Origin of the sequence: Actinoplanes xinjiangensis (assembly GCF_003148685.1) — a bacterium.
Taxonomy (GTDB): domain Bacteria; phylum Actinomycetota; class Actinomycetes; order Mycobacteriales; family Micromonosporaceae; genus Actinoplanes; species Actinoplanes xinjiangensis.
Genome location: NZ_QGGR01000030.1, coordinates 35965 through 54780 on the forward strand (window position 1 = coordinate 35965; position 18816 = coordinate 54780).

At 71.8% G+C, this 18816-nt stretch carries 11 protein-coding genes; 3 read left to right on the plus strand and 8 right to left on the minus strand.

Features of this window, described 5'->3' with window-relative positions:
* Positions 1-1314, plus strand: a complete 1314-nt coding sequence (locus BC793_RS40445; RefSeq protein ID WP_158319520.1) for a S8 family serine peptidase — start codon at positions 1-3, stop codon at positions 1312-1314.
* Between the two features lies 1 nt (position 1315).
* Here BC793_RS40445 and BC793_RS40450 read toward each other — a convergent pair whose 3' ends face one another.
* Positions 1316-1633 (minus strand): hypothetical protein, encoded by a 318-nt coding sequence (locus BC793_RS40450; RefSeq protein ID WP_239170669.1) that lies wholly within the window; start codon positions 1631-1633, stop codon positions 1316-1318.
* A 265-nt stretch (positions 1634-1898) separates the two neighbouring features.
* Between BC793_RS40450 and BC793_RS40455 the strand changes: the two genes are divergently transcribed.
* Both BC793_RS40455 and BC793_RS40460 read left to right on the plus strand, forming a co-directional pair.
* Positions 1899-4019 carry an ATP-binding protein gene (locus BC793_RS40455; protein WP_109601919.1) on the plus strand — a complete coding sequence of 707 codons (2121 nt, stop codon included), beginning with the start codon at positions 1899-1901 and terminating at the stop codon, positions 4017-4019.
* A complete protein-coding gene (locus BC793_RS40460) occupies positions 4016-6148 on the plus strand; it encodes an ATP-binding protein (RefSeq protein ID WP_109601920.1) in 2133 nt (710 codons plus the stop codon). Before BC793_RS40455 ends, BC793_RS40460 begins: the two co-directional genes overlap by 4 nt.
* Positions 6149-6153: 5 nt before the next feature.
* Here the strand turns inward: BC793_RS40460 and BC793_RS40465 are convergent, their stop codons facing one another.
* From BC793_RS40465 to eccD, 7 genes are all read right to left on the minus strand, one after another.
* Positions 6154-8586, minus strand: a complete 2433-nt coding sequence (locus BC793_RS40465) for a hypothetical protein (protein ID WP_249037410.1) — start codon at positions 8584-8586, stop codon at positions 6154-6156.
* Between the two features lie 40 nt (positions 8587-8626).
* A complete protein-coding gene (locus tag BC793_RS40470; RefSeq protein WP_109601955.1) occupies positions 8627-9250 on the minus strand; it encodes a response regulator transcription factor in 624 nt (207 codons plus the stop codon).
* Between the two features lie 145 nt (positions 9251-9395).
* Entirely contained in the window at positions 9396-9671 is a 276-nt protein-coding gene (locus BC793_RS40475) for a YbaB/EbfC family nucleoid-associated protein (RefSeq protein ID WP_203896617.1), read from the minus strand.
* 72 nt (positions 9672-9743) lie between these two features.
* A complete protein-coding gene (locus BC793_RS40480; protein WP_109601923.1) occupies positions 9744-13049 on the minus strand; it encodes a right-handed parallel beta-helix repeat-containing protein in 3306 nt (1101 codons plus the stop codon).
* Positions 13050-13053: 4 nt separating this feature from the next.
* Complete coding sequence (locus BC793_RS40485; RefSeq protein ID WP_109601924.1) at positions 13054-16029, minus strand: hypothetical protein; 2976 nt, start codon at positions 16027-16029, stop codon at positions 13054-13056.
* A 9-nt stretch (positions 16030-16038) separates the two neighbouring features.
* Positions 16039-17394, minus strand: a complete 1356-nt coding sequence (gene eccB, locus BC793_RS40490; protein ID WP_109601925.1) for a type VII secretion protein EccB — start codon at positions 17392-17394, stop codon at positions 16039-16041.
* Between the two features lie 5 nt (positions 17395-17399).
* A complete protein-coding gene (gene eccD, locus BC793_RS40495) occupies positions 17400-18809 on the minus strand; it encodes a type VII secretion integral membrane protein EccD (RefSeq protein WP_109601926.1) in 1410 nt (469 codons plus the stop codon).
* Positions 18810-18816: the final 7 nt, after the last annotated feature.

An 18816-nucleotide genomic window follows, 5' to 3' on the forward strand; every position in this document is an offset into this window, starting at 1 on the left:
ATGCCGGCCACGACACGGCGTCCGGTCGCACTGGTTCTCGCCGCGTGCGTGGCGGCACTCACCGGGGCCGCCCTGCCGGCCCGGGCGGAGCCACCCGCGGACGCCGTGCGGAACCGGTACTACTACACGGTCGGCCGCGGTCATCAGGGCGCGCCGGAGAACCTGCGGGAGATCGCGGAGCGGTTCCTGGGTGACCCGCAGCGGGCCGGTGAGATCCTCGAACTGAACGCGGGCCGGGTTCAACCCGACGGCGGCCGGCTCACCAACCTCGGCAATCTCACGCCGGGCTGGCATCTCGTTCTGCCGTGGGACGCGGTCGGCGCGGAGATTCAGCACGGCCCACTGCCGGTCAGCGGAACCCGTCCGTCGAAGTGCCGGTGGAGCACCACCGTGCCGGGCGCCGCATCGTGGGGTCAGTCCCTGCTCACGCCGAGCGGGGCCTGGACCGTGGCGGACGGCTCCGGCGTCAAGGTGGCGATCGTGGGCTCCGGCGTGGACGGCTCGGCCCCCGGGCTGGCCGGCCGCGTCCTGGGCGGCACGGACGTCGCCGCCGGTACCGGCCGCGGGGACGACAGTTGCAGCGGATCCGGAACCGCGCTGGCCGGCATCGTGGCCGGCGACGACGGTGCCGCGGGACGGACATTCGGCGTGGCGCCCGGCGCGAAGGTGATACCGGTCAAGGCCGGGATCACGAAGCCGGCGCCGGGCCTCACGGCGACCGCCATCGAGGTGGCGGCCTCCTCCGGTGCCGGAGTGCTGCTCGTCGGCGCCACCGTCGATGCCGCGAACCCGAGGGTGAGCGCCGCCATCAGCGAGGCGATCGCCCGCGACGTGGTGGTGGTGATCCCCGCGACCGCCGCGGTCCCGGCGGCGGACGGCCTGCTCCGGGTCGGTGCGGCGGACCGGGACGGCCGCCCGTCCGACGGCGCCGCGGCGGATCTGCTGGCCCCCGGTGCCGAGGTGGCGAGCATCGGCCGCGCCGGCACCGGTCCCGAGTATGCCGCCGCGTTCGTGGCCGGCACGATCGCCCTGGTCCGCTCAGCCGATCCCGGGCTGTCCGCCGCACAGGCGACCCGGCGGGTGCTCGACACGGTGGTCGAAGGTGTGGTCGCCCCGGTCGCTGCGGTCACCACGCGGGCGGCTGCCGAACCGGCTGCTGTCGCGGCGCCGGCTCCGCCGAGCAGTCTCGGCATGCTGGGAACCGTGCTGATCGGGGTAGCGATCGGGTTGACCATGCTCGTGACGGTGCTTCTCGTGTCGTACCTGTGGCGACGGCGCTCGGCCTCCGTGTCACCGCCCGGACGGACCGGCTGACTCAGTCGACAGTGAGTTCCCGACGGGCCAGGCGAAGGGCCGCAACATACTTCGGGAGCTCCCGGGCGGCACGCTCGATGCGCCCCGGGCACAGTTGATCGACGAAGACGGTGTCCACCACCGCGCCGGAGACCACGGGTGGCATCCGGTCGAGGCCCGGGGTCCGCCGCCAGAGGTCCAGCACGCTCAATCGCTCGTTCAGGATGGCGATCGTCTCCTCCAGGCCGGCGATGAGGGAATCGGCCTCTTCCGAAGCGACGACCAACCGGCCCTCGTTCGCAAGGGTGAGGAAGATCTCGCCCGCGAATTCGTCGCTCAATCCGGCCCCCAGAACGCGTTGTTCCGGCACCTCGCCGGAAGGAAACGATTACGAGTTCATCACCCCGAACGACGAATTGTCAGCGTGACGGGACAGACGGTGCCCGGCTCTGCTAGGCACGATGCCCCTCCTCGCCATCGGCGGCGCGAAACAATAGCCGATGCCGTCAACGTCGTCGCATCAACGGTTGCCCCCATCCATCTTTCGGCTAATATTTCGGCCGAATAGTTGATGGAGCAAGCAGGGGATATCGCGAGGACCGCGTATGACGGCAGTGCCCATCAGCTTCGACATCCGTCTGCTGGACACGCCCCGGGTGACGCTCGCGGGACGGGAAATCGCACTGGGCGCCGCTCGCCGCCAAGCCGTCTTCGCCGCCCTCGTCCTGAACTCCGGCCGGGCCGTGCCGCGTGCGGAGCTGATCGCAGCGGTCTGGGGTGAGGACCCCCCGTCCAGCGCCATGGGCAATCTCTACACCTACGTCTCAGCGCTGCGCCGGGTCCTCGAACCGGGTCGCGACCGCTGGTCCTCCAACACGGTCCTCACCTCGCAGGGTGGCGCCTACCGCCTGCACGTGCGGGCCGAGGAGGTGGACGTCCACCGCTTCGAGAGGGCACGCGAGCAGAGCAGGTCGTTCCGCGCGTCCGGAGACGCCCGTAGCGAACTGGCCGCCCTCGACGCCGCACTGGCCGAATGGCAGGGTGGCGAGCCCTTGGCCGGGGTGCCCGGGCCGCATGCCGAGGCCCAGCGCGTCCGGCTGGGTGAGCTCTACCTGGCCTCCACCGAACGCCACGCCGAACTGATGCTCGGATTCGGCCGGGCCGCCGAGGTCACCCGCCCTCTGCTGGACCTCGCCGCGCGCCACCCCACCCGGGAGAGCCTGCACGCGGTGACCATGCTGGCGCTCGCCGCCGAGGACCGCGCCGACGAGGCGACCGTGCTCTACACCGAACTGCGCGAACGCCTGGCGGAGTCCGGCACCGAGCCCGGAGCCGCCGTGACCCGGATCCACGCCCAACTGGCCGACGACGCCGCCCGCCCGGCCCGGCCCCGCTCGCCGGTGCCTCCGCGGCACGCCGGTTTCCGGGGGCGGACCGCAACGGTGGCCCGGCTCCGGCAGGCGTTCACCGCACTGGCTGACGGAGGCCACGGCGGCAGCCACTGGATTCGCGGCGAGGCCGGTATCGGCAAGTCCGCGCTGCTGGCCGAGGGCCTGCGCGATGCCGCCACCGCCGAGGTGCAGGTCGGCTGGGGTGTCGGAGACGAGCCCGACCGCGGCGCGCCGCTGAGTCTGCTGCCGGAGTTCCTCCCTCGCGACGCGGCGAACGACCTGCTCGCCTCGTTGTACGCCGCCCACGGAACGATGCCGCCGACCATGGCCGTGATCGACGCGGTCAAGGCTTTCGTGACCGCCCGCTGCGCCGAGAGACCCGTGCTGCTCGTCCTGGACGACATGCAATGGGCCGACGACACGTCGCTGCTGGTCTGGCATGCGCTCCACGAACTCACCGACCGGTTGCCGTTACTGCTCGTCTCGGCCTCCCGGCCGCTGCCCACCGGGCACGAGATGCGCCTGCTGCGGCGGCTTCTGCCCCGCACCGGCGCCACCCTGATCGACCTCGGCCCGCTGGACGACCCGACGGCGACGGACCTGGTGCGTAGCTGGACCCTACGGGCCGACATCGACCAGGGAGCGGTCCGCTCCCTGGTCGCGGCCGCCGGCGGCAACCCCTTCTATCTGCGGCACCTGGTCATCACCGAACGGCAGGGACTCAGCGCCGACACGCCCGCGCCGGAACTGATCGAGGCCGTCTACCGGCATCTGCGGCCACTGACCGACGACACCCGGCAACTGCTGCACGCGGTTGCCTTCCTGGGCAACAACTACCGCATAGCCGACCTGTCGGCGGTGACCGGCAAGCCCATTCCGGCTCTGGTGCCGTTCGTGGAAGAGGCGATGACCGCCGGGGTGCTGGTCGAGGACGGTCACCGTCTGAGGTTCCGCCACCCGGTGGTCCGCCAGGTGCTGCACGGCGCGATCCCGACCGCGCTGCGGGTCACCATGCACCGGCAACTCGCCCAGCGGATCGCCGAGGCCGGCGGCGGCCTGAGCCGCGTCGCAGGTCAACTGCTGGCCGGTCCGGTACCGATCGACGCGTGGGTGGAACAGTGGCTGACGGCCAACGTGGAACAGCTGAGCGTCACCGTCCCGGCCTCGGCCATCGCCGTACTGCGGCACGCCGTCTCCTCCCCCAGCCTCTCCCCGCCGTCCCGTGAGCTGCTCGCCGGCCAGCTGAGGCGGTCACTGCTCCGGGCCGGGCTGATCGAGGTGACCGGACCGGGACAGCCGTCGGTCCCGGACGACGAATACTCCGCCGTCCGATGACCGGGCTCTGCGTCAACGTTCTGGGACCGGTACGCGCCTGGCGGAGTGGCCGGGAGATCGATCTGGGTACGGCACGCCGGCGGGCGCTCTTCGCGGTGCTGGCAGCCAACGCGAACCGGGTGGTCAGCCGCGACGAGCTGATCGTCGCCCTGTGGGGAGACTTCCCGCCGTCGACCGCGGCGGGCAACGTCTACACGTACGTCTCCGGGCTGCGGCGAAGCCTGGAACCACACCGCGAACCCGGGCGCAACGACGGACCGCTGGTCTCCAGGGCGGCCGGATACACCCTGCGGCTCGCCGCAGACGCCGTGGACGCCGACCGGTTCCGTCACCTCTGCGAGTCGGCCACGGCGTCGGCCGCCGCGGGCCGGCCCGACGAAGCGGTGGCCGTCCTCGACGAGGCGCTCGCGCTCTGGCAGGGCGACGCCTATACGAACCTGACCGGCCGTTTCGTCGAACTGGACCGTTATCGGCTCGAGAAGCTGCGCACAGCCGCGGCAGAGCAGCGGGCCCGGTTGATCCTGGCCGCCGGCGGCGACGACGGCCTGATCGCCGACCTCACCACCCTGGTCCGGCGGTATCCCCTGCACGAGCCGTTCCACGAACTCCTGATGGCCGCGCTTCACCAGGGGGGACGTGCCCCCGAGGCGCTCGAGGCGTTCCGTGCGGCCCGGCAGACTCTCGCCGACGAACTCGGCGTCGAACCGGGCCCCACGATCCGCGCGTTGCAGAGGCGGATCCTGGCCAAATCCGATGAGCCGCCCACGACGCCGAGAATCCCGCCGCCCACGTCACCGTCCGCGCCGCCCACGGCCCGGAGACCGGGTCCCTCCCTGATCGGCCGGGACACCGAGGTACGGCTGATGCTCCACCTCGCCGGCCGGGTCGCCGGCGGCCACGGAACGGCACTCTGGATCGAGGGCGAACCGGGGATCGGCAAGTCCGAGCTGATGGCCGTGGTCCTGAACGAGGCCGAGCGGATCGGGTGCCGGATCGCCCGGGGCGTCGCTGACGAGCTCAGCAGGCGCGTCCCGCTGCGAGCGGTCATGCGGACGCTGAACCTGGAGACCACCGCCACCGACCCGCACCGTGCCGCGCTGGCCGGCGCTCTGCCCGGCGATCCGCGAGGCGTCGAGCTGGTCGTCGGATACGTCCGTGACCTGTGCGCCACCGGCCCGCTGGCGGTGGCCCTCGACGACATGCAGTGGATCGACGAGATCGGCCTGCTGGTCTGGGAACGGCTGATCGAACTCACCCGCTCGCTGCCGCTGCTGCTGGTCTCCGCGGCCCGGATCGAACCGAACGGCCGAGGGTCGGCCCGCCTTCGCGACCGGGTGGTGGCTCACGACGGACACGTCCTGGCCCTCGGGCCGCTGAACCGGCGCGACATCGAACGGGTCGTCGCTGCCGTGGCGGGTGCGCCACCCGGTCCCGCGCTCCGATCGCTGGCCGAGCTGACCGGCGGCAACCCGTTGTACGCCCGTGAGCTGGTCCATGGCCTGATGCAGCAGGAGGCCGTCCGGGTGGTCGACGGGTACGCCGAGGTGGAGCCGCACGTGTCGGAGGTTCCGCGGTCACTGCTCGACGTCGTCCAGGAGACCCTCGCCGACCTCCACCCCGACCGGTGGGAGACACTGCGCCACGCCGCCCTGCTCGGCGCCGAGTTCACCGTCGCGGACGTGGCGGCGTTCACCGGGCGGCCGTCGTCGGCCGTCGGGGCGGATCTACGGGAGGCTGACGTCGTCGTGGACATCGGGGGCGCCCTGAGGTTCCGGCATCCGGTGCTCCGGCAGGCCCTGGTCGGGAGTGTCCCGGCCGCGCTGCGGCCGCCCCTGCACCGGCACGCCGCGGAGGTGCTGGCAGCCAACGGTGGCACGGCCGGCCGGGTCGCCGAACACCTGGTCCTGGGTACGCGCGAGGTCGACGCGTGGATGGTGGGCTGGGTGGCCGCACACGGTGCCGAGCTGGTACGGGAGTCGCCCGGACCGGCCGGGGACCTGATCGGCCGGGTGCTGGCCGACGGCCGGTGCACCACGTCGCAACGGGAGTCGCTGGAGTCGGCCCTGTCCGGGCTCGCGTCCGGCCCGGCCGGTGCACCGCGGTCGTCACCGCCCGGCGGAGCGATCTGACCGGGTCAGATCATCCCGGGGACACCCAGGAACCGGCTGGCGACTGTCACCGGCATCGGCGGACCGGCGCCGACGTCACGCTCGACACTCCGGCGCAGAGCAGCGAGCGCCAGGTCGTCGAGCGGAACTCTCCGGCCGAACCCGGCCTCGTCCCGGACCAGTTCACGAAGCATCAGCAAGCCGCGAGCGCCGTCGGTGGGCTCGCGCAACTCCAGCACCTTGAACGACGATCCCGGCAGGAACAGGACCCGGCCCGGCAGGCCCGCGTCACCCTCCGGTTCCAGCAGCCGGGTCCGCCGGGCCGTGGTGGACCAGAGCATGACCTCGATGTTCCCCGGCAGGCCGGCGGGCCGTTCGATGAGCGCGTTGGTGAACCCCCAGTCGGTCAGCGTCCCGCGGCCGGCGAGATGCCGCAGCTCGTCCGTGGTGAGATCGGCTGCCGCGTAGGTGACGCCGCGATGCGAGGGCAGCCGGCTCAGACCGGTGGCCACACACCGGGCGAAGGAGACGTGTACGCCCGGTTCGGCCAGGCGCAGCATCTTGTCGACGCTGTCGCCCCAGACGGAGAGGTAGAGCCGGACGGCGACCGCGTGTTCCAGAGCCTCGGGACCGCTCTGCAGGATGGCGTGTCCGGCGAGGATCCGGGAGATGCCGCCGGAGGCGGCCTCGAACTCCCGGCTGAAGGCGCGGCGCAGCCAGGCCCGTTCCGCTACCGGGTCGAGGTCGGGACGGTAGCCGCGTACCTCGTCGCTCGGAGTCCGCTGGAAGTAGCCGGATGCGTCGGCCTCGGCGGCTTCCCGGACGACGGCAGGCGATGCGACGACCGACGGCGATGGACCAGCCGGCGGCGGCGCGGTCCTCGACGGCGGAACGGCCGTCGGAGCAACAGCCGTCGGGATCTCGAGGGTGGCGGCGGCCCAGGATGGAGCGGGTTTCTGCGGGTCCGCGGGAGGGTCCGGACGCCGCAAGGGCAGCGCCATGGTCGGGCCCACGGCCCACGACGGCCGGGCCGGCGGTGGCGTGGGCGACGCGGTGGACGACGGGCCGGTCGTGGCGGCCACGGCTTCCGCCGGGACCGGTGCCGAGGGCTCGGCCCCGGTCGTGGGCCCGGCGACCGTGAGACCGGGCGGGGCGACGGCGGGCTCCGGCGCCGGCGGGAGCCGTTCCGGCGCAGGCTCCGGACGGTCCGTGGCACCGTGCGGAGCGGTCACCACGCCACCCGCGGGGCCGGGTGTCCGCAGGCCGGTCCGGACGGCCACCGAGGACAGCGGGGTGGTCGCCCGGTCACGGGTGGCCTGGTCGAGCCGGCCGGCCAGGTCCCCGGCGAGTTCGCGGTAGCGGTCGACGAGGGCCGGCGCGGCATCGTCCACGACGATACGCATGCTGTCCGGATCAGCCGGAAGGGCGCGGATGCGGTCGGCGTAGCGGGGTGGCTTCTCGCCCCGTACCCAGAGACCGGAGGGGATCACCTCGACGACCGCGTCGTCGGTGTACCGGTAGGCGAGGGCGCCGAGCGGCTCACCCAGCAGTTCCGGGGCGCGGTGCCCGAGGATGCGGGGGGTCTTCGGCGCGGCCCCCCGGCTGTCGCGGGGCTGGTAGAGCAGTTCCCGGGCGAAGACCTGCCAACCGGGCCGGCCGTCGGAGCCCACCGTGAAAAGGGACGGCTCCGACGGCTTGCCGGCAGGTACTCCGCCGAAGAGAACCACCGGGCTCTCCAGCAGATCGGCCAGAGCCTGGCCGACCGTCTCGCCGGTGCGCACGGCGACCGGGCCGTAGTGAACGAAACGTGCATGGCTCCGGCCCTGGGGCGCCAGGCCGCGCCAGAACCTGGCGATGTCGTCGAGGCTCAGCGGTGCGGTACCCGGGCAACCCAGGACGACCGACATCGCGTGCGGCTGGCAGGGCATCGTCGACATGAGACGGTGCCAGTGCCCGGCTATCGCCGCCTCGTCCCGGCTCTCCCGCAGCCACACACCGCCGGGAAGCGGTTCGGCCGCCGCGGTCGAACTGATCGGCAGGTACTCGACTGCCGCGCCGTCCCAGGCCGGCACCGGATAGCGCTTCGACTGCCAGACCGGCGCCCTGCCCTGCCGGTAGCAGACCCAGCCGCCGAGGTCCGCCGCGTGCACGAACAGCAGACCCGACGCTCCCGGGATCAGCCGTCCGAACGGAGCGATCACCGGGCGGCCCAGCCGGTCGGACAGCCACTGGCCGGCGAGTGCCCCGGTCTCCGGGTGCGCGCCGCAGACCATCAACCGGATACCCCGGCCCCGGCGATGCAGCGCGGCCGCCACCGAGTCCCAGATGTCGAACGGCAGTTCGTTGTGCAGGTCGAGGATGACGATGTCGTTGTCGGGATCGCTCTGCACCGACAGTGCCACCGACCGGGCCTCCGCGCTGATCTGGTCGCGGGCGTGTAGTACCAGGGCGTTACCCACGGTATGCCTCGCGATCACGGCTGAGCCCGGCACGGACGCCTCAGATCACGCCGGAACGCACGGCGTACGCCACCGCGTGCGAGCGGTTCCGAAGTTTCAGCCGGTGGTTGAGGCCGTAGATGACGTTCTTCACCGTCCGCTCGGAGTAGCACAGCTCGTCGGCGATCTCGTTGGTGTCGAGACCGTCGGCCATCAGCCGGAGCACGTCGATCTCACGCGAGGTGAGGCCGGAGGCGTTCAACCCGTTGGGGGTGAGCACGTCACGCTGCAGACGCTCGACGTGTTTGAGCAACTCGCCGACCAGGTTCGGCGGCAGGACCCCGCCACCCGAGGCCGCGGCGAGGACGCTGTGCAGGAGACGCTCGGCGGTGACCACGGCACGCGGGAGGATGGCCACCACCCGGCACTCCACCGCGATCAGCAGTTCCTGCTCGCTGATCTCGCCGGCGACCAGCACCACGGGGGCGCCCACCTCACCGGCCGCGAGACGCAGCATGGCGATGACATCGGTGGTGAGCCGCTCAGCGGCGACGATCAGCACATCCGCCCGGGACCGCTCCCCGGCGGGCAGCACCGTGATGTCGGATCGTGTCCGAAGGTGACTCACCAGCCCCGCATGGGTCAACGGGTCCGGCGCGTGCACCGCGACATCAACCTTCTCCACAGACACCTCCGTCACTCAATGTGGGCGGAGGGAGTGTCTTTAAACGTTCTTCAAAAAATCTCCACGGGAACCTCAACGGAGCCTAACGGTCCATGAAGGTCTCAAGAACCCCCAGGCCAGAGGTGCGACCGAGATCCGGGTCACCTCAGTGGAGGTTGATCTCGACGGGCCCCATCTTCTCCGCAGCGAGGGCGGCGGCGTTCTCACCGGCCGCCCGCATCGCCTCCATGATTGCTCTCTGCAATGATGCGACGTCGCGCTGCTCGTAGACCCTGGGATCCACCCGGACGGCCTGAAGCCTGCCCAGGCCGGTGGACACGGCGACGACCGTGCCGTCCTGCGAGCGGCCGGTGACGACCGTCTTCTCGAGCTCCGCCTGGCCTCTGCGCATCCGGTCCTCGAGCCGCTGGGCGTTCTCCATGAACTCCTGGAAAGTGGGCGGTACGGGTGCGGAGGAGGGCTGCACGGCGGTGCCTTTCTGCCAGGGGGACGGTCAGCCGACCACGGCCAGACCGACCGGCTGACCGCCCACGGCGGCAGCGGGCGGCAGGGCCAGGTCGGCCAGCGCGATGGTACGAGACCCGGTGCGCCGGGCCAGAGCCAGGGAGAACTGGTGGGCGGCACGAACGGTGCGCTCGGGCAGCTGCCCGGCCAGACCCGTCAACGCCGCCCGCACGTCCTCGGGGATCTCGTGCCCACGCCGCTCCAGGTGCCGGACCACGATCGCGGCCAGCTCGTCGGTACTGAGCTCCGGCACCGACCACTGCTGCCCGAACACCTCACCGATGGCCGGCACGGCCGCGCGCAGACTCGCGAGAACCGCCTCCTCGCCGATCAGCACGACCACCGGGTCACCCAGGCGGGAGCGGATCTGGTCGGCCAGCGCCTCCCCGATCTCCTGGGCCGCACCGCTGCCGTCATCCGACCAGCCGATCTGCAGCACGCCACCGGCGGCGTCGTCGAGCGCGGCGGCCACCAGGCTGCGGGCCTGACCGGGCCACTGCGGAGCCAGTTCCACACCGGTGCTCACCCGTACCAACTGGCCGACCGGCACGAGATCGAGCTCGGACAGACCTGCCGCGTAGAGACGGGCGTACTCGCCGCGCCCGCTGCCCGGGCGCCCGCTGATCAGCACGTTGCCGGTCTTGCCGGGGCCACGACGACGGTTGCGCCCTTCGCAGAGCTGCAACAGGGTCTGCCCGGCCGCCTCCTTCACCGCACGGCCGCCGACCAGCTCACAGAACCGTTTCCAGCTGCGGGCGGCGTTGATGGCTCCGATCGGATCGGTAGCCGCGTCCGGCTGGGCGGTCCGCTCGACCGGCAGATCCTCCAGCTGCGCCAACTCGGGCTCGACGTCGGCCGCAGTGAGCCTGTTGAGTTCGTTGTCCCTGGTCGGAGGCATCATCGCCAGACGGGACGCCTGGTTGTTGATCAGGGCCTCGAACAGCTTGCGGGCGACACGGCCGTTACCGAAGGTGGAATTCTTCGGGACCCGGGTGAAGTACTCGGTCAGGGCGTCGGTCGCGTCGTCGGTCAGCTCGTAGTAGTGCTTGCTGACCAGGTTCGAGGTGATCGTGACCAGTTCCTCCACCGAGTAGTTCGGGAACTCGACGGTGCGCGTGAACCGGGAGGCCATACCGGGGTTGGAGGCGAGGAACTTTTCCATCAGCTCGGAGTACCCGGCGACGATCACCACGAGCTCGTCGCGGTGGTCCTCCATCATCTTCATCAGGGCGTCGATGGCCTCCTGACCGAAGTCCGGTCCGGAACCTCCCGAACCCGCCGACAGGGTGTAGGCCTCGTCGATGAAGAGCACGCCGCCGATCGCCTTGGTGACCAGCTCGGTCGTCTTGATCGCGGTCGAACCGATGTACTGGCCCACCAGGTCGGCCCGGGCCGCCTCGATCATGTGGCCCTTGGAGAGGATGCCCAGCTCTTTGAGGACTGAGCCGTAGAGCCGGGCGACGGTGGTCTTGCCCGTTCCGGGCGGGCCGGCGAAGACCAGATGCCGGCTCATCGGCGGCATCGGCAGGCCCATCTGGAGCCGGACCTGTGACATCTTGATCAGGTTGATGAGCGCGGTGACCTCCTGCTTCACCCCGCGCAGACCGATCAGGCTGTTCAGCTCACGCAGCGGCTCGCTGAGCTCGTCCTTGTCGCTCTCCGCGCTGTCACCGGACTGGCCGGGGAGCGGGGCGGGAACCGGCTCGGACGACACCTGCGAAACTCCGGCCGGCGCCGCCGGCTGTGGACGTCGCCCGACGGTCAGCGCGTCGGTGGTCACCTTGGCTCCGGGAGCCCGGCGGACATCGTCGTTGCCGCTGTCGCGCACCACGCACCGGGTCAGCGACACGGGCTCGGTGGTGTCCACGTTCACGCCGACCGCCGCGCTGTCGAGGACCTCGCAGTCGATGAAGGAACCCGACGATCCGGCTTCCAGGCTGATCCCGTCGGCTCCGGCGGTACGCACCCGGGTCTGGGTGGCGGTCACCGAACCCTTGATCCGCAGACCGTCCCGCGCCGCGTCGACCACCTCGCTGTCGCGCACCTGCACGGCGCCCTCGGCGACCAGGCCGGTACCACGCAGGACGCACGACTCCAGGGTCAGATCGGCGCCCGGGCCCACCTGTACGCCGGCGGCGTCCGTACCGGTGAACCGGCTTTCCCGAACCGTTGCCCGCGCCGAACCGCTCAGGCTCAGGCCCACCGCGCCACCGGAGTCGACCACCAGGTCGGCGCCCTCGAACGAGGCGTTCTCCTGCACCAGCAGACCGGCGCCCTTGGCGACCACGGCACGGAGCCGGTGCATCGTGACGGCCGAGTCACCGCCGATCGATGCGACGCTGTCGCCGGTTCCGCGGACGGTCAGGCCGATGAACCGGGGTGTGGCGTTGCTGCCGGTGCTGATCCCGATCGGGACGTCGCTGACGGTGCAGTCGGTGAAGGTCGGCTTCGCATCGCTGAGTACCTGCACCGCGGTGTGCTTGGCGCCCTTGAAGACACAGTTCCTGAAGGCAGGGGAGCCACCCTCGGTGAGGTGCACCGACTGTACGGCCGCGCCGGTGAAGGTGGAGTCGCTGATCTGCACGTCGGCCTCGCCGCGCACGAAGACGTCGACATTGCTGCTCTCGGTGACGGTCAGGGCGCGCACCCGGGCCCAGGCCCGCTGCTCGATCACCAGTGCGGGCTTGCCGGAGCCGGTGATCTCGCACTGCTCCACCGTGAGCCGCGAGTCGCCGCCCGCGCAGATGCTGTTCGCCGCGGCGGCGGTGACGCGGCAGCGGCGCAGGGTCAGGGCGCTCTTCTCACCGACCACCACACCGGTGGTCGCGACGTCGTGGATGACGGTGTCCTCGATCGTGCTGGACCCGACCGACATCACCACCACCCCGGCACCGACCGAGTTGGTGATGTCGCAGCCGCGCAGGGCGACGGAACCCTGCATACGAGCCAGCAGGGTGACCCACGAGGCGCCGCGGACCCGGCAGTCGTCCAGGGCGACCTCACCGGCGTACACGTCGACGGCGGCCAGCTTCGGATCGTCACTGCTCAGCGCGACACCGCGCAGTTGGGCGCCCTCACCGTGCACGACGAGAACGCTGCCCTCCTCGACGTGCACCTCGACGGTGCCGGGGTCGGCCGCGCTGATCGTCACCCGGTTGCCGACGATCAGCTTCTCGACATACCTGCCCGGGTGGACGCTGATGGTCGCGCCCGGCTCCGCCCGGGACAGCGCCGCACCGATCGTCGGGTAGGAACCCGCCTTCCGGTCACCGACCACGAGAACCTGCCGACTCATGGCGTCATCCCTTCCGCTCCGATCCGGGCTGCGTGTTCCGTTCCAGTCCGGGCAGTGTCCGATTACGCCCATCGGCCTTGGCGCCGATCCGCCGGCGGGGCTCGGCGGTGGCCCACCGGTCGACGCTGCGCCGCAGCGACGTCACCGCCAGCTCGTCGAGCGAGACCCGGTTGGCGTCGACCTTGCCGTTGTCGTCGATCTCGTTGGTGCCGATCTCCCGGATCAGGACCGCGCCACGCTCCCCCACGGAGGGCCGGCGCAGTTCCAGGATCTTGAAGTTGGTGCCCGGCAGGAACAGCACCCGGTCCTCGACCGCCTCGTCACCCTCCGGCTCCAGCACGGTGGTACGCCGAGCCGTCATCGACCAGATCAGCACGTCGGTGTCGCCGTCCTGGGTGGAGCAGGGCTGGGTCAGCGCGTGGACGAAGCCCCAGTCGGTGACGAGCTTGCGCTGCTGGTAGAGGTCCCATTCGTCCGCGGTCGGCGTGATCCGGTAGATCGTCGTCCCACGGAACGACGACATCCGGGACAGCCCGGAGACCACGCAGCGGGCGAACGGCACGTGCGGCCCGTTGCGCCCGGACCGCAGACCGGCGTCGACACCCGGGCCCCGGGCGGTGAGGTAGAGCCGCAGCGCCACCGAATCGGTGAGCACGTCCTCGGTGGACAGGCCGGAGCCCTGCATGCCGGGGTGCTCGGACATGGTCCGGGAGACCGAGCTGGCCATCACGTCGAACTCGCGGCTCAGGGTACGGCGCAGCCAGGCTCGTTCGTCGCCCAGTCCCTTCTCCCGGAGCAGCGCGCTCGCGCCGGCGGCCGGTACCGGCTGCCACTGGACGCCGGACCGCGGCGGGGCCGGCGCCGCCTCGGGTGCACGATCGGCCACCACCGGCTCCGCGGCCGCCGGGACGACGATCACCGGTTTCGTGTCGGGAGCCGTCGGGGCAGGCGGCGCCGCGACGACGGTGGGCTCGACGACGGGTGTCACCGGCAGCGACGTGTCCGTGCTGAGGGAGCCGCCGAAGCCCGCGGGCATGGTCGGGGGCTCGGGCATGGCCGGGGGCCCGGGCATCGTTGACGGCTCGGGCGCGGCCGGTGGCGCGGGCATGGCCGAAGGGCCGGGCTCGGCGAACGCGGCCGGCATCGCCGGCGGTTCGGGGACCCGCACAGCGACCGGGTCCGGGCCGGCGTGCACGACCGCCGGTGCCGGGGCCGGAGTCTCCGGTTCGACGGGAGCCGGCACGACCGGCTCAGCGACCGGAGCCGGAGCCGAGGGCCGGGCCGACGGTTCGGACGGTTCCGCAGCCGCCGCCGACGAGGTGACCGGCGCGGGCGCCGGGGGCACGACGGGTCTCGCGACAAGCCCCGGGACCGACGTGATGGCCGGCCCGGCGGCCGGAGCCGTGGCCGGTTCCACCAGGACCCGGGGCGCCACCGGGGCCGGAACCGCCCGCGCGGGTGGCACGACCGCCGGGGCCGGCGCCGGTTGCGCCCGCACCTGCTGCCGGGCGCCCGGCAACTGGATCTGCTCCTCGCCCGGGGCCTCGACCTCCAGGCGCGACGGCAGGGAGACCTCGGCGATGACCACGTTCTCCGCGGCCACCGGGGCGGGCGGGGCCACCTCCACGTACACCGGGATGGGTGCCACCGAGGAGACCTTGCGGGTCTCCTCCTCCAGGTCGATGACCGCCTGCGCCCGGCTGGCCGGCTTCGCCCCCGGCACCAGCACGGAGGCCGGCATCAGCGCACTGCCGCTGCCCTCCATGCCGCTGACCCGGGCGGCCAGGTCGACCGCGAGCTCGCGCATCCGGCCGGTGGCGGAGTGGATGGTGTCGTCGAAGACGAGGACACCGCCCTCGGCGTCGAGCATCGCGGCCCGCACCTGCTCGGCGTTCTTCGGCTCCTCCGCGGACCGTACCCAGAGGCCGGTCTGCACGACCTCGACCACGGCTCCGGGGGCGAACCAGTAGACCCGCGGCGAGATCTCCTCGGCCGTCGGCAGCGGCGGGCGGTGGGTCAGCACGGTGGGGCGGCGGGCCCGGGAGTTCGGATGCGCACGGGGCGTGTAGACCAGTTCGAGAGAGAACGGCGCCCAGCCGAGCGTGCCGTCGGGCAGCACCGTACGGATCTCGTGTTTCTGCGGGCTGCCGATCGGCATGCCGGTGTAGCAGACCACGCTGGTGTTCAGCAGGTCGGCCAGGGCCTGGCCGAAGGCCTCGCCCTCGGGCATGCGCACATCGCCGAACTGCGCGAACCGCACCCGCTGCCGGTTCTCCTCGTCCAGTCCGCGCCAGAAGCGCACCACGTCGTCGAGGGAGAGCGCCGGGGTCCCGGGGCAGCCCAGCAGCACCGTCATGGTGTCCGGGTGACACGGCACGTACGCGGTCAGCCGCTGCCGGTGCTGCTCGACCAGCTCCGGGTTGCGGGTGCTGTGGATCCACACGCCCGCCGGGATCGGTTCGATCTCACCGGTCGCGCTGGAGGCCTGCGTCTCGATCGAGGCCCTGTCCCACAACGGGGTGGGGTATCGCTTGGCATCCCAGGTCGGCGGCCGGCCGGGACGGAACCGCACCCAGCCGCTACCCGGAACGGAGTGGACGAACAGCGCACCGGCCGCACCGCGGATCAGTTCGCCGTCGGGGGCGATCACCGTACGGTTCAGCCGCTCGGAGAGCCACTGTCCGGCCATGGCGGCGGAGTTGTGGTGCCGGCCGCACGCCACCAGCCGGATGCCACGACGGCGGCGTGGCAGTACCACCGCCACCGACTCCCACGCGGTGATCGGCATGCCGTCGCCGAGGTCGAGCACGACGACGTCGTTCTCGGCGTCCTCGATCATCGACAGTGCCAGCGACTGCGCCTCGGAACTGATCGCGTCCGCGGAGTGGACCACCAGGGCGTTGCCGACGGTGTGCTGCACGATGCCGCCGTCGGGCCGGTCCTTGCCACCACCGAGCAGGTCACGAAACCGGGATGCCATGAGATCGACTCACCTTACTTCTGCGGCCGCGATGGCCCTCACGCTCAGCGTCGGACCCGTGGGCAGCAACGCGAGCAGGTTCTTCGGGAAAGGAACGGCCGCGACCTTGTCGAGCTTGAGCGCTGCTGCGGAATCCGGGTCACCGATCGGGTAGGCCTTCCCGTCGTCCGCGATGTAGGTGGGCAGGGGTTTGCTGTAGCTCTCCTGGTACGGCGTGGGGATGACCGCCATGCCGGAACCGGGGGCGGTGAGCACCGAGGTCCGTCCGGCCGGGTCCACTCCGGACCGGGCCGGCGGCACGAACACCGCGACGCTGGTGAACTGCTGCTCACCCACCGGCGCCTGCCGCAGGCAGAGCGCCTCCCGTCCCGGCTCCCGCGGAGTCAGGCCGGTCAGGTCGGGCAGCCGGGTGAGCAGCGAGCGGTCGTCGGACTTGCGGGCCGAGACCAGGTCGGCGGCGTCCAGCTCGACCGGTTTCCGGTCGCTGGTCGCGGTCGCGAACAGGAACTCGGTCCGGCTGATCGCCGCCAGGCCGTCGCGCCGCAGGACGAACAGCTGCTCCACACCGGCGTCCGGCTGCTGCCGGAACAGCGTGCCGACCGGATGACTCGCCGGCCCCACCGTCCCCGGCTCACCGGCGCCGGGGACCTTGGCGGGCGCCAGCGCGGGGCCGTCCGGCAGGTAGTCCAGCCAGGACTGCGGGGCCTGCACATCCCGGACCGTGCTGGCGCCGAGCGCGACGAGCACCGCCGGATCGCTCACCCGGTATTTCCGGTCGGCGGTCACCAGGTAGGTCGCCGCCTGGGGGCCCCGGACCACGACGAAACCGTCGGCCGGCACCCCGGCGCCGGTGACCCGCGGGTCCAGGTTCAGGCCGAGCCCCTCACCCGGGGAGTCCGACACCGATCCGGGCAGGCAGACCAGCCAGGGGCCGGTGACCATCGAGTCGGTCGCGATGGATTGCGGTGCGCCCTCGATCCCGATCGACGGTCCGCGCGGCACGTCCTTGAGCGATTCCTTGGAGATCAGCTTCACGGTGCCGGACGGGCCCTGGATCAGCATGGCCGAGGTGAGATTCGGTGTCGGCCGCAGCATCCCGTTCAGGAACACGAAACGGGTCCCGCTCTCCTTCTCCACCAGGATCATCCCGGGCTGGGTGTACGCCTTGCTGCCACCGGGGACGATCCAGCCGTAGACGGCGAACCCGGCCACCACCAGGACGCTGATCAGTACGCCGAAGGACAGTCCGGTCAGAGCGCGCCGGCCCGGGATCTCCGCGGTCGACGGGTCGCCCTCCACGAGCGCGGAGCTCAACCGGCCCACCATGAACTGATGGGCGTGTACGTGGTCGCGCTGAGTCTGCACCCCGCCTACCCGAACAGTCCGCGGGCCCAGGCGTAGAGCCCGAGCACCTGGGCGAGCACCGGCAGCACGGCCAGGCCGGTCGCGACGTCCAGACCGGTGGCCGTGTACTCCCAGAACGGGAGCATGCGCCGCGGCCACGGCCGGAGCGCCGCCGTCACCAGCGGGATCAGCAGCGCGGCAAGACCGCCGAGCAGCACGTAGCGGCCGGCCGGGCCGAACATGTCGGAGAACTTGAGGACCACCATGAGGTAGCCGACGGTACCGGCCACCACGAGCGCGGTCCGCTGCCAGAGGCCGAAGAAGGTACGCGAGCGCAGCAGGATTGCACTTGAGGTCACCAGCACCAGGGTCCAGCCGGACCAGCCCGGGACCGCCATGGTGAAGTGCATCAGGAACGGCAGGATCAGCGCGGACGAGACCATGCAGACGGTCAGATACGTGTCCGCGTCGTTGGCCCGCGTCCGTACCAGCTCGGAATCCTCCGGCTCGATGTCGTACGACATGTCCGCGCCGGTCTTGGGCAACTGCGGGCCGCGCAGCCGGGAGAACTTCACCGCCATCCGCGGGGCGAGCACGATGAGCGTCAGGATCAGGGAGACGGCCGTGGCCGAGACCGACGGAACGGTCATCTCGGCCATGCTCCGGGTCAGCAGGACGAGAACCGCCATCACCGCCGTCACGCCGCCGATCAGCAGCGGCGGGAACGGCATGACGGGCGTGAAGGTGCGCTGGGCGACCAGCAGGAACGCGAACACCGCGGTGACCGCGACCGCAGCCGACAGCAGGGCCGGGCCGTTCAGCGAGACACCGTCCGGGTTGCCGTCGGAGGCGCTGGACGCACCGACCGCGGCGAAGAACGCCGCACCGTTACCGAACAGCAGCGGGAACGCGCCGTCGCTCTGCCGCAGTGCGCTGACCAGTGCGGCGATGAGCAGGCCGACGGCGAGCACGCCGCCACCGATCACCTGTGGGAGCACCGGGCCCCGGTCGACCAGGACGGCCGCGAGCGCTCCCATCGCCACCATGGACAGCACCAGGAACAGCACCCGGCGGTATTCCGGCTGCCATCGGTCTGCGCGCCGATTGACCATCGTGGCGACGCCCTCGGCGAGGTCGTCGAAGGCGAGTTCCGGCAGCGGGTCCTGGGTGGGGCGCAGGTGCAGTTCCTCGCCCTCCAGCCAGTCCAGGCTCTCCGGCGTGCCGGACAGCTCGAACGGCGCCTGCCCGAGGCGTTGCAGCACCCACGACTCGTCGGCGACGTCACCGTCCGGAACCCGGCCGAGATCGGTGGTGTGCCGCACCAGCGTCGGCATCAGGTTGCCGACCGGCATCCGCATCGGCACGGCCAGATCGACCTTGCGTTCCGGCCCGATCACGGTGATGCGGCACAGTTGCTCGTTCAACGCGGTACTCACCAGCGAG